Below are 11,595 nucleotides of genomic sequence, written 5' to 3' on the forward strand. Positions count from 1 at the left end.
AGGATAACTCATGCTACATCTACATCATTTAGAAAATTCTCGCTCTTTTCGTATTGTTTGGCTTTTAGAAGAGCTGAATGTTGAGTATGAGTTGACTAGCTATGAGCGTACCAAAGCTTATCTAGCACCGGATAGCCTAAAAAAGGTGCATCCGCTAGGACATGCGCCGATATTGGAAGTCGATGGTCGGCCCTTAGTGGAGTCTGCTTTTATTATTGAGTATTTGCTTAAGCACTATGATGACAAGCGGCGCTTCAAACCTGACGATAGCGATGAGACGGCGTGGGAGCATTATACTTTTTGGCTGCATTTTGCCGAAGCTTCAGCGATGCCGCCACTGGTCATGCGTTTGGTGTTTAATAAAATCGTAGAGAGATCGCCGCGACTGATAAAGTCTGTCGCTAAAGGCATTCAAAAGCAGGTCGAAAAAAGCATGATAGCGGATAGTATTGACGCTATTTTGACTATGATGGAAGCGCATTTGCAAAATAACATTTGGTTTGCAGGCGAGAGTTTTAGCGCGGCAGATATTCAAGTATACTTTGTGGCTATTGCTGCAAAGTCTCGTACTGCATTGGCAGAGGGCGGTTACCCTAAAATAAGCGCTTGGCTCAAGCGCTGTCAACAACGAGATGGGTTTAAGCAAGCTGAAAATAGAGGAGGCCGTCTAGCCTTGTAGCGATTAGATATTTGCTAAATTAGGCTCGTTTTAGTCTCCAACTGTTTTATATAATCACTCACGCTCAGCGACTAATTTGCTGATTTCACGACTTCTTATATAGAGCCTCTGACACCCTTGTTAGAGGCTCTTACTGTTTTCATTAACAAGGTATTTATTTTTTCTATAGTTCTAAATCTTTTTTACCTGCTGTTTTCTGTATCAGCTCATTTTGTAAGGCTGCTGTTATGCTCAAGACCAATCAAACCGTACAAGGAACTATCGCCGGAGCGCTTGCGAGCTTTTTATTCTCGCTATTATTCTTATTTGGTTTATTGATGCAGCCTTTAACGGGCACGCAAGTAGCGTCATGGCGGGTCATTATGATGCTTATCAGCTTGAGCATATTGGTCAGCTTGACTAAACAGTGGCAGCATGTTTTTGATTACCTAAAAACTCTAAAAACCCCAAAAGAGTGGCTAATATTTATTCTACCTACGCCGATTTTGGGCGGGCAGATCTGGCTATTTATGTGGGGACCGGTCAATGGCTTAGGACTCGATGTCACTTTGGGCTATTTTTTATTACCATTAGTAATGATCATGGTAGGACGGTTTTTTTATAAAGAATATATGAGCGCTCTGCAGTGGCTAGCTGCGTTAATAGCGGCACTAGGCGTTGCGTATGATGTTTATCAATACGGTACGATATCGTGGGCGACTTTATTTGTCTGTTTAGGATATCCGCCATATTTTTTGATGCGCCGCAAGCTTGCCGTGCCACCGATTACCGGTCTATTGTCAGATCTGACTTTACTTTTGCCGGTGGTGCTTTTTGCGCTGTATAGCAGTGGCGGCTTTAGTGTAGCGCTAAGCGATAATAAGTTTTGGTATTTCTTGCCGCTATTGGGGATATTTAGCGCGCTTGCAATGTCGCTGACGATGGTGGCTAGTAGTAAATTGCCGGTGTCATTATTTGGAACTTTGAGCTATTTAGAGCCGATTTTCTTATTTATATTCTCTATTACAGTATTGAGTCAAGGTCTTGATGAGGGCGGCTCGTTATTTATGTATAGCATGATTATAGTGGCTTTAGCGATTATGATTATAGACAGCGCTAGAGGCTATCTATATCGTCGCCGTGAGGATCGATTACATGGCTATAATGAGCCATTAGTGCATAGTTTTCCGTCGCGTCAACGTCTCAAAAATCGCCGTATTGAAGGGATATTCGCAGCTAGGCGTTTTCGAAAAATTAGCCGCTATCAACAAAAAATCGCGAAGATGTCGCGCAAGATTGATAAATTAAATACTAAGTAAGTCAAGTCTTTCGAGCGCATGCCGTATTTATAGATAGACTCTAGTGCTGCGAGACTTTGACCGGTTAGATATTATTTTTGGTAACTGTAATGGGCTTTGCTGGTATTAAAGGGGAGTTGACTGAGATATGATAATCTTAAGGTAGTAAAAATTAAGTCATTGGTCTCTATAGTTATCAATTACCATCAGAACCCATCAAGCTACTATTCGCTCAATTTATCAGAATATTATTAGGAGAATTTATGTTGCATCTTCATCATTTAGAAAACTCGCGCTCTTTTCGTATTTTATGGTTATTGGAGGAGTTGGAGGCTGATTATCAGCTCACTTGTTATAATCGAACCAAAGCTTACCGCGCCCCAGATAGCCTAAAAGAAGTCCATCCACTAGGTCATGCTCCTATACTAGAAGCAGACGGACGGACGCTGATAGAGTCAGGATTTATCATTGAGTATTTGCTCAAGCACTATGATAAAGAGCAGCAGTTTAAGCCTGCAGATGACAACGAAGCCGCTTGGGAGAATTATACTTTTTGGTTGCACTTTGCAGAAGCGTCAGTGATGCCGCCGCTAGTGATGCGCTTGGTATTTACCAAAGTGGTGCAGCAATCGCCAATGCTGATCAAACCAGTGAGTAAAAAGATTCAAGCGCAAATCGAAAAAAACATGATCCAATCAAGTTTAGATCCAATATTTGCAATGGTGGAGAAGCACTTAGAAGATAACCAATGGTTTGCGGGTAGTGAGTTCAGTGCTGCCGATATTCAAATGCATCTGCCCATATTAGGCGCTAATGCAGGTGAAGGTCTAAATAGAAAAAAATATGCCAATATCTTAAACTGGCTAAAGCGTAGTGAAGAGCGTCCTGCCTTTAAACGCAGCGAAGAGAAGGGCGGTCGTCTTAATTTCTAAGCGGTTAAGCTCGTAAAATGGATTTTTAGGTAGAAGCAAAAAGCGCGTCATTCAATTCGTTGATGATGCGCTTTTTGGTTATAATGGCTAGCAAATGATTTTCTATTTAGTAGACTTTTTAATAGCAAAATACAATTAAACGCTTCAAAAAGGTAGGATAATGAAAGAGCCAAATAAAATAACTGACGAGCCTTTTGAGCAAGATATTATCGAGCAGCAGCCAATCTCGCTAAAGACCTGGGGCCAAAAATTACTCGTCGCGCTGCTTTGTATTGCAAGCTTTTATGGCGGCTGGAAGTCATATGAGTCTAATATGGCGAACGAATGTTACGCTAGTGGCGGGCAAATCATTGAAGGAAAACGCACGTTTATTTGTGAGTTACCCTAGCTTTTTTGTTTCTAAGGAGTAAGCAGCGAGCTATGCTACAACTCACCTTTTTGGGCACTTCAGCTGGTGTACCTACTAAGCAGCGTAATGTCACTGCGCTCGCTATCGAATGTCTAAATCCTTATTCGTCTAGTCGAAATCAGTCCCGCAAAAAATCACGACCTTGGCTACTTATCGATTGCGGCGAAGGCACCCAGCAGCAACTGCTTCAGACTAAGCTGTCTTTGCATCAGCTGACGGCTATCTGTATCACTCATGTACATGGCGATCACTGTTATGGCCTGCCAGGTTTGCTTGCGAGCGCCGCGATGTCAGGACGCACCGCACCCTTAACCATTATTGCGCCCAAAGCCATTCACGACTTTCTTGACGCGGTAAAATCAACCACTGAATTACATTTTCCTTTTGCGATCGACTTTATAGCGATAGAAGAGGTGTTGTCTGATAACGTAGCTAAAATCCCCCTAGCTTTAGATAATCAGCAACAGCTCGAGATTGATATCACGAAACTGTCGCACCGAGTTACCTCGCATGCTTTTGGGGTGACGCAAACGATTAGTCAGCGGATGTTAGATACGAAGAAGCTCAAAGCGGCGGGCATCCCTGCTAGCCAGTTATGGGGGCAATTGCAGCAAGGTCATGATGTGCATCTGGACGATGAGCAGCAGTTATTATCGGAAGATTATGTGCTTAATAATAAGCGGCGCACACGGATAGTGGTGGCAGGGGATAACGATAGACCAGAGCTGTTGGGTACGGCTGTCAAAAACGCAGATCTACTTGTCCATGAAGCGACTTATACTAATGAGGTAAAAGCGCGTATCTTAGCCAAAAACTCTGGCAAGGTAGGCTTCGATCCCATGCATAGTAGCGCTCAGCAAGTGGCACAATTTGCACAGGATAGTGGTTTACAACATTTAATTCTTACCCATTTTAGCGCTCGTTATCAGAACTTTGATAATCCTAATAGCGATACCGCTAACATGAGCCATATTCGCTTAGAAGCGCAGAGGTATTATCAAGGTCATTTATGGTTAGCTGAGGACTTTGCACAATATACGGTCGAAGGCGATTCAATTGCTAATAACAAAGGTAGTGAGCACACTGCCGAATCCAGCGTTCAGTATTTAGGTCTCACAAATAAATAGCCAATAAATCAGCCTCTTTAAATGACCCGATATTAGCCCTGATTATCAGCCGCAGCCAATAGTGCTTTGCCGCTAAAGTAGCGACTAAACTGATAAGCAACCCGCCCTGAGCGGCCTCCGCGCTCTGATGCCCAGCGTAGAGCCGCGGCTCTGATATCATCGGCTATAGGGTCATCTTCTTTGCTAATGGTAGTCATTTTAGCCTCGCTATTACTTCCTAAAGTGCCAGATATTTTCGCTTGTTCTAAGCTCAGATAATGCTGCACAATCTGTAAATAAGTATTTTGATCCATCGGATGAAAGGATAACCAGAGACCAAAGCGGTCCGACAAAGACACGGTCTCATCCACCGTCTCATAGGGATTGACCTCATCGGTCTGTCCATCATAAATACTGATATTATCCTTCATCAATTGTGGCAACAGATGACGTCTATTACTAGTGGCATAGACCAGTAGCTTATCTTGCTCAGAATCAAGCGCGCCATCAAGCACGCTTTTGAGCGCTCTATAACTCTCGTCTTGCCCATTAAACGCTAAATCATCACAGTACACCACATAGCGGCACTGGCTGTCAGTAGGCAGCTCATTGATAGCGGCACGAATCTTATCGAGCACTTGTAGATCATCACGGGCAATCTCAATAATACGTAAACCCTCGCTATGATATTCTTGCAATAGGGCACGAATCAAGGATGATTTACCGGCACCGCGAGTCCCAGTCATCAGTACGTGATTGGCAGGAAAACCTTTTAAGAATTGACGCGTGTTTTGTACCAGCTTTGCTTTTTGCGTCTCAATACCTTGCAAATCGTCTAAACTCAAAAACAAATTGACCGCTAGCGGCTCAAGGTGCCCTGTACGACCACCGACCCAGCGATAGGCCAATTGTTCAGGGTTGATTTGGATAGTAGGCGTGACGCGCTCTTGTAGATATTGGCCGAGTAATTTCAGTAACGGTTCGGGTAGGGCGTAGTGATCGGACGGCGTTGATTCAGACATAGGTTTTCTAATCGTTTAGGTTAAATTTAATGCAAGCAATAGCAATATAAGGGCTTTACTTTACTATGAAAAATGAGGAAAGTCATTGGTCAAAAAAACAAGGGTTGCAACGACAGGCTGACAAGCTATTACCTACGATAGCTAATGAGCTAGCGCAATTAGGCTATCTTGATATAGTGCATCAACGGCTTAGCCAACAAAACGATTCTACAAAAACCTATCAAGGCTTAAGCCGTGCCACTCACGATCTCTTTGGTAAGGTGATGATTAAATGGCAACTTAGCGCCGATAGCTCATTAGGTTTAGCGTCTTTGAATCACGAAATAAAAGTTTTGATGGTATTGAACAGGCTGCAAAGTAGTTATGAAACCGCTATTGCTCCTCCAGTTCTAGCTTACGAAACCTTAAGTTTTAACATACTAGAGCAAAAGCAGTGGTTAACTTTGCTAGCCATGCCTTGTTACTCACAAGGCAGTTTGGCGCAGTATTTCAAGCAATCACTAACTACGGAACAAAAGCACCGACTTATCGTTAAAGCGGCAAAAACTATCGATAGTTTGCATCAAGCAGGATGGCTACACAATGATATTAAGCCTAGTAATCTATTAATTATTAAAAAGCATGATTTACTATTAACGGATTTTGCTTTAGCACAGCCCATTGACCATAGCTCTGAAAACAATGTGCAAGTTAAAAATAGCGCAGGCACACCCGCCTATCTTGCGCCTGAGCGCTGGCAAGGGCAGGGCGGGACGGTGCAAAGCGATATTTATGCTTTTGGGATTATGGTGTATGAGGTTTTGGCGCGCGAGCGACCTTATAATATTAAGTCGTCAACTAATGAGCCATGGCGAGACTGGACGATTCAGCATTGCCAACGGCCTACTCCCAAATTGCCTTCTCAATATAGTCATTATCAAGATATTGTGGATAAGGCTTTGGCTAAGCGAGTGGAGAAACGCTATCTGAATATGGAGGAGGTTTTGAATGATTTAAAATTATGAAATAAACCTTCAGACACAAAAAAACCTGCTAAAAAGCAGGCTTTAATATTTGGTCTAAGATGTACTATCCGAAAATGGTGGGGCTGGAGAGACTCGAACTCTCACACCTTGCGGCGCCAGAACCTAAATCTGGTGCGTCTACCAATTCCGCCACAGCCCCATTATCGTTACTCTATCATCGTCAGCGCTTAAATTCAAACCTCTGACAGACAGATAACTGATTCGGTAGTGCGTCTCAGTGGTTGGCTATTATATAGAGTTTGGCAGTTTTGGCAACCCCTTTTTGCAAATTAATTTAATTTTTTTTAGTATTTAAATGATAATTTATGCTCTTTTTATAGGAAAGATAAGCTTATCAAAGACTTGCTTAGTCCTTTGTAGCAGGGTCAGGCTTTGATATATCGAGCAGTGTTAGCTTACGTGTCAACGTATTGCGGCCCCAACCTAATAGCTGAGCCGCAGCTACCTTGCGACCACCGCTATGGTTAAGCGCCGCTTTCAATAGTACTCGCTCAAACTCTGGGGTCGCTGCCTGTAGAATGTCAGTTTCACCCGCTTGCAAAGACTGCTTAGCCCAGTCTGCTAAGGCTTGTTGCCAGCTAAGGGAAGGCTCAGCAAACGCTGTAGAGGTATGCGAATGAATAGGCGAACTATTATCTAAGGGTTGCGCGTATTGATTTTCTTGAGGCGCAAAAGTAGCTTGAGAGTTATCACTAAACGCTGGGTCCGGCGCTTTTTGAGCTAGCAGCTCAGGAGGTAGGTCATGGGTAAGCACCATATCCCCAGCCGCCATAACCGTCAGCCAGAGACAAACGTTTTCTAACTGGCGCACATTACCGCGCCAGTCAAAGGCTTGCATAATGCGCAGAGCATCAGGACTTAACTGTTTGACTGCGGTGTTCATTTGCTCGGCAGCCTGCTGCATAAAGTGCCTGGCTAAGGCAGGAATGTCTTCACGACGAGCGCGCAGAGGTGGTAGTGGTAGGCGGATGACATTGAGGCGATAAAACAGATCTTCACGAAACTTGCCTTGCTGAACGAGCTGTTCTAGATTTTGATGGGTGGCAGCGATAATACGCACATCGACTTTGACAGGCTGCTGACCACCAACTCGATAAAACTCACCATTAGCAAGCACGCGCAACAGCCGCGTTTGCGTACTAAACGGCATATCACCAATTTCATCTAAGAACAGCGTGCCACCATCGGCTTGCTCAAAGCGGCCTTGACGCTGAGTCGTCGCTCCGGTAAAGGCGCCTTTTTCATGCCCAAACAGCTCGGACTCGATCAAATCATGCGGAATAGCTGCCATGTTTAGCGCGATAAAAGGGTGATTGGCGCGCGGCGAGTGTTGATGTAGGGCGCTAGCCACTAGCTCTTTACCCGTGCCCGATTCACCGGTGATAAGTACGGTAATCGGAGAATGCGCCAAACGGCCAATAGCACGAAATACTGTCTGCATGGCTTGCGACTGCCCGATGATGCCGCTAGGATTAGTAGTGACGCTTGGCTTAGAAGGGGGCTTGGTCTTAGCCTGGCTGGGAGTTTTATTATCTTGCTGGCTGTTCGTGTTCTGAGTAGGGTTTGATTCTATAGGCTCTTCATTTATAGCCGTATTATTCTCAATTAAGCTTTCTTGATGAGTATCGCCACTCGGCTGATAGTTGAGCGCTTTATAAATAATCGCTACAGCATCGTCCAAATCGAAGGGCTTGGCTAGATAATCAAAAGCGCCTGCCTGATAACTATTAATAGCTGAAGTCAGATCTGAATGTGCGGTCATAATGACGATAGGCAGCTCAGGGAAGTGCTTATGCACCCAATCGCTGAATGATAGACCATCCATCATCGGCATACGAATGTCGGTCAAGATAACATCAGGTAGCTGGGATGCAGGCGCGCGCTTTTGTAACACCTCATTGAGGCGCGTCCATGCCGCTTGCGCTTGTGTAAAGCTGATAACCGTCAGATTGGCTTCAGTAAAAGTGTCGGCTAATACTAAGCGTAGCGCGGCATCGTCATCGATAAGCCATAAGGTAGCAAGAGTCGTCATAGTATTATGTAGCTCATCGTTATTGTCATCATTAGCAGTAGACAGTGTTTAAAAATCAAGTTAGTTCAACGGCTGCGTAAAAGGCAAATACAGCGTAAAGCAAGTTGAACTGCCGTTTTCATGTTTTTTAGAGCGCACCTCAATCATACCATGATGCCGGCTGAGAATATCTTGCACAATCGATAAGCCAAGTCCTGTACCTGCCGCGCGGCTCGTCACCATCGGGAAGAATATCTGTCCGAGCAAGCTTGACTCTATACCGCCGCCGTTATCAGTGATGGAGAGTTGCAGTACTTGCTTATGCTGTCGTGGACCGATAGTGTGCTGAAAAGCGATACGGGTTTGAATCTCTAGCTGCGCCTGATAGTTGGGATTTTTTTGTCGTTGGGCAAATTCTGTCATCGACTCACAAGCATTATTAAGCAAGTTTAAAAACACCTGAATCAGCTGATCTTTATCTGCTGTAAGCTCTGGCAGAGATAAATCATAATCACGCTGTACGGCCACTTGAGGGTATTGACTAAGCACTAAAGCCAATACATGTTCTAAAGGCTGATGGATGTTAAGCAGTTGCCAATCGGCAGGCTGGTTAGAGCCTAACAACTGACCGATAAGCTGCGTTAAGCGATCGGTCTCAGAGATGATAATATCGGTATAAGCGTGCAGCTTTTCGCTGAGAGCTTTACTTTTTCTGTTGTCATCAGTTTCTATAGTATTGCTTTCATTGGGTAATGAGTCTTTAATGCTATGAAGCTTATTGAATTGCCGCTCGAGTAGCTGCGCGGCACCGCGGATACCTGCCAGCGGATTTTTGACTTCGTGAGCAACCGAGCGCAGCATTTGCCGAGCGACTTCGTATTGCTGCTGTTGGCGCTGATCGTCCGTGATGCGGCTCTGTCGATCTTTACCCCACATCTCAATGATAAAATAGTGTCTATCCTGATAAATTACCGGAGTTACACTATAGTCTATGAGCAGGGCTGCACGACTATTAGAAGAAAAATCTATCATATGATCGTGAGTGACAAAAGGCTGCTGATACTGCTGTGCTTGATAAAAACGCTCAGTCAGTGGGCTGTTTGGCGTATTATCCGTTGTTATAGATACGCTTGTAGCTGCGTGCTCTAACTCTTCGGGCGCTAGTAATCTGAGTATGGATTGTCCCAACAACCTACCGCGGCTAATGGCCAGTAGCTGTTCTACTTGAGCATTCACCCACTTGACATCTAATGCGTCATCGACCCATAAGACGGCGGTGAATAGCTGCTGCGAGATAAAGGCTAAGTCGGGCAAGTCTAAGTCGGGCAAGTCTAAGTCAGGCATAGCCGTCGCGGCTACTGAATTAGTAGTCATTGATACCGCCTAATAAATGAATAGGTGCGACGTTTTGCGTCTTTGTGGTTTAATCAGCAACATTTAACCATAAATCAACAGCATAGCACGGCAAAACTAGCAGTTATCATAAAAAAAACGTACAATGCGCTCAGCCATTTTATCTCAAGCAAGGTCAGCTATGTCCAAAAATTCTACGCCATCAGATGATGTTATTTTAGCCGATTCGGCAATAGTATCGCCAGCTAACGCCACTCTAAAAATTACTGCTACCCTATTCAATCCCGCACAAGTTAGTAGCGAGAGTCGTGAACAAGGATCTAGCACTAATAAAGCTTATCACCATAAAGCCAATCACAACCAAAACCGTAGCATCGAACAAAGCGGTAGTGTGCAGTCAAGTAGTGTTAACGCTAGCTCGCCAGTAAGCGCGCCAAAGATCGGCTTTGTATCTTTAGGTTGCCCAAAAGCATTGGTCGACAGCGAACGCATTATCACCGAGCTTAGCCGTGATGGCTATGAAGTAGCTAGCGATTACGCGGGCGCAGATTTGGTAGTGGTCAATACTTGCGGCTTTATTGAGTCGGCAGTACAAGAGTCGCTCGACGCTATCGGTGAAGCCATTAGCAAAAATGGTAAAGTGATAGTCACCGGCTGCTTGGGTAAAGAGGCAGAGAAAATCAGAACCATGCACCCAGCCGTATTGTCAGTGACTGGCGCGCATGCTTATGACGAAGTCATTACCGCTGTCGCCCAGCATGTACCGCGTCCTAGTAGAGAGCAAGATAAGGACTATAATCCCAAAATCGATTTGATCGATGAAGCAGGTATCAAGCTGACGCCAAGCCATTATGCTTATCTAAAGATATCTGAGGGCTGTAATCATCGCTGCACTTTTTGTATTATTCCAAGCTTGCGAGGTGATCTAGTCTCACGTTCGATTGATCAGGTGATGAATGAAGCGGTGGCGCTAAAAAATGCTGGCGTCAAAGAGCTGCTTATTATCTCGCAAGATACTTCAGCTTATGGGTTAGATTTAAAATACAAGACTAGCTTTTGGAACGGTATGCCGCTCAAATCCAAGTTCTATGATATGTGCCAAGCGCTGAACCAGTTGGGCATTTGGGTGCGTCTGCATTATGTCTATCCGTATCCGCATGTCGATAAAGTGGTTGAGCTGATGGGCGAGGGTAAGCTGTTGCCTTATCTTGATATCCCGTTCCAGCATGCCAGCCATAAGATCCTCAAGGCCATGAAACGTCCCGCGCACAGCGAAAATACCTTGGCGCGGATCAAAGCGTGGCGTGAGATCTGTCCTGAGATTGTCATTCGCTCAACCTTTGTGGTGGGCTTCCCAGGTGAGACCGAGGAGGACTTTCAGTGTCTGCTTGACTGGCTAAAAGAGGCGCGTCTGGACCGGGTCGGGGCATTTACTTATTCAGAAGTTGAAGGCGCCGTAGCCAATGACTTGCCCAATCCTGTTCCTGAAGCGGTGAAGCAAGAGCGTTACGAGCGTTTTATGGCGCTCCAACAAGAAATCTCCGCACAAAAGCTACAAGAGAGAATCGGTAAGACCCTGCAAGTGTTAGTCGATGAGATTGATGTTGAAGAAAATATCGCTATCTGCCGCAGTTATGCGGACGCGCCAGAGATTGATGGTCACGTCTATGTTGATAATATTAACGCTGGGGTACAAGTCGGTCAGTTCTTGACCGTGACTATCGATGACGCTAGCGAATACGATTTATTTGCCAGCTTCCAAAGCTAAGGCTAAATAAAAG

10 protein-coding genes and 1 tRNA gene are annotated in these 11,595 nt (G+C 44.8%); 7 read left to right on the plus strand and 4 right to left on the minus strand.

Annotated elements, in window-relative coordinates; translation table 11 throughout:
• The first annotated feature begins 10 nt into the window (after nucleotides 1-10).
• From ACS8FD_RS03060 to ACS8FD_RS03080, 5 genes are all read left to right on the plus strand, one after another.
• The gene (locus ACS8FD_RS03060) at nucleotides 11-679 is read left to right on the plus strand and encodes a glutathione S-transferase (RefSeq protein ID WP_439274409.1); all 669 of its coding nucleotides are present in this window, start codon (nucleotides 11-13) and stop codon (nucleotides 677-679) included.
• 227 nt (nucleotides 680-906) lie between these two features.
• Entirely contained in the window at nucleotides 907-1,977 is a 1,071-nt protein-coding gene (gene rarD, locus ACS8FD_RS03065; RefSeq protein WP_439274410.1) for an EamA family transporter RarD, read from the plus strand.
• A gap of 242 nt (nucleotides 1,978-2,219) precedes the next feature.
• Entirely contained in the window at nucleotides 2,220-2,888 is a 669-nt protein-coding gene (locus ACS8FD_RS03070; RefSeq protein ID WP_439274411.1) for a glutathione S-transferase, read from the plus strand.
• A 160-nt stretch (nucleotides 2,889-3,048) separates the two neighbouring features.
• Nucleotides 3,049-3,276 carry a hypothetical protein gene (locus ACS8FD_RS03075; RefSeq protein ID WP_439274412.1) on the plus strand — a complete coding sequence of 76 codons (228 nt, stop codon included), beginning with the start codon at nucleotides 3,049-3,051 and terminating at the stop codon, nucleotides 3,274-3,276.
• Nucleotides 3,277-3,308: 32 nt separating this feature from the next.
• Nucleotides 3,309-4,424, plus strand: a complete 1,116-nt coding sequence (locus ACS8FD_RS03080; RefSeq protein ID WP_439274413.1) for a ribonuclease Z — start codon at nucleotides 3,309-3,311, stop codon at nucleotides 4,422-4,424.
• A 32-nt stretch (nucleotides 4,425-4,456) separates the two neighbouring features.
• Here the strand turns inward: ACS8FD_RS03080 and ACS8FD_RS03085 are convergent, their stop codons facing one another.
• Nucleotides 4,457-5,425 carry an ATP-binding protein gene (locus ACS8FD_RS03085; RefSeq protein ID WP_439274414.1) on the minus strand — a complete coding sequence of 323 codons (969 nt, stop codon included), beginning with the start codon at nucleotides 5,423-5,425 and terminating at the stop codon, nucleotides 4,457-4,459.
• A 65-nt stretch (nucleotides 5,426-5,490) separates the two neighbouring features.
• Here ACS8FD_RS03085 and ACS8FD_RS03090 point away from each other — a divergent pair, with 65 nt between their 5' ends.
• Nucleotides 5,491-6,429, plus strand: coding sequence for a protein kinase domain-containing protein (locus tag ACS8FD_RS03090; protein ID WP_439274415.1), 939 nt, complete (start codon nucleotides 5,491-5,493; stop codon nucleotides 6,427-6,429).
• Nucleotides 6,430-6,504: 75 nt separating this feature from the next.
• On the opposite strand, the gene ACS8FD_RS03095 is transcribed toward ACS8FD_RS03090, so the two are convergent.
• The 3 genes from ACS8FD_RS03095 to ACS8FD_RS03105 form a co-directional block, all read right to left on the minus strand.
• Nucleotides 6,505-6,589, minus strand: a tRNA-Leu gene (locus tag ACS8FD_RS03095).
• 207 nt (nucleotides 6,590-6,796) lie between these two features.
• Nucleotides 6,797-8,482 (minus strand): sigma 54-interacting transcriptional regulator, encoded by a 1,686-nt coding sequence (locus ACS8FD_RS03100; RefSeq protein WP_439274416.1) that lies wholly within the window; start codon nucleotides 8,480-8,482, stop codon nucleotides 6,797-6,799.
• 60 nt (nucleotides 8,483-8,542) lie between these two features.
• Entirely contained in the window at nucleotides 8,543-9,805 is a 1,263-nt protein-coding gene (locus tag ACS8FD_RS03105) for a two-component system sensor histidine kinase NtrB (protein WP_439274495.1), read from the minus strand.
• 190 nt (nucleotides 9,806-9,995) lie between these two features.
• Here ACS8FD_RS03105 and rimO point away from each other — a divergent pair, with 190 nt between their 5' ends.
• Nucleotides 9,996-11,582, plus strand: coding sequence for a 30S ribosomal protein S12 methylthiotransferase RimO (gene rimO, locus ACS8FD_RS03110; RefSeq protein WP_439274417.1), 1,587 nt, complete (start codon nucleotides 9,996-9,998; stop codon nucleotides 11,580-11,582).
• Nucleotides 11,583-11,595: the final 13 nt, after the last annotated feature.

The organism is Psychrobacter sp. 1U2 (assembly GCF_051847575.1).

What these genes read in the sequence shown, in the direction of transcription:
- ACS8FD_RS03075 (WP_439274412.1), top strand. Translation starts at nt 3,049, where the DNA reads ATGAAAGAGCCAAATAAAATAACTGACGAGCCTTTTGAGCAAGATATT.
- ACS8FD_RS03090 (WP_439274415.1), top strand. Translation starts at nt 5,491, where the DNA reads ATGAAAAATGAGGAAAGTCATTGGTCAAAAAAACAAGGGTTGCAACGA.
- ACS8FD_RS03060 (WP_439274409.1), top strand. Translation starts at nt 11, where the DNA reads ATGCTACATCTACATCATTTAGAAAATTCTCGCTCTTTTCGTATTGTT.
- rarD (WP_439274410.1), top strand. Translation starts at nt 907, where the DNA reads ATGCTCAAGACCAATCAAACCGTACAAGGAACTATCGCCGGAGCGCTT.
- ACS8FD_RS03085 (WP_439274414.1), bottom strand. Translation starts at nt 5,425, where the DNA reads ATGTCTGAATCAACGCCGTCCGATCACTACGCCCTACCCGAACCGTTA.
- rimO (WP_439274417.1), top strand. Translation starts at nt 9,996, where the DNA reads ATGTCCAAAAATTCTACGCCATCAGATGATGTTATTTTAGCCGATTCG.
- ACS8FD_RS03080 (WP_439274413.1), top strand. Translation starts at nt 3,309, where the DNA reads ATGCTACAACTCACCTTTTTGGGCACTTCAGCTGGTGTACCTACTAAG.
- ACS8FD_RS03105 (WP_439274495.1), bottom strand. Translation starts at nt 9,805, where the DNA reads ATGCCTGACTTAGACTTGCCCGACTTAGACTTGCCCGACTTAGCCTTT.
- ACS8FD_RS03100 (WP_439274416.1), bottom strand. Translation starts at nt 8,482, where the DNA reads ATGACGACTCTTGCTACCTTATGGCTTATCGATGACGATGCCGCGCTA.
- ACS8FD_RS03070 (WP_439274411.1), top strand. Translation starts at nt 2,220, where the DNA reads ATGTTGCATCTTCATCATTTAGAAAACTCGCGCTCTTTTCGTATTTTA.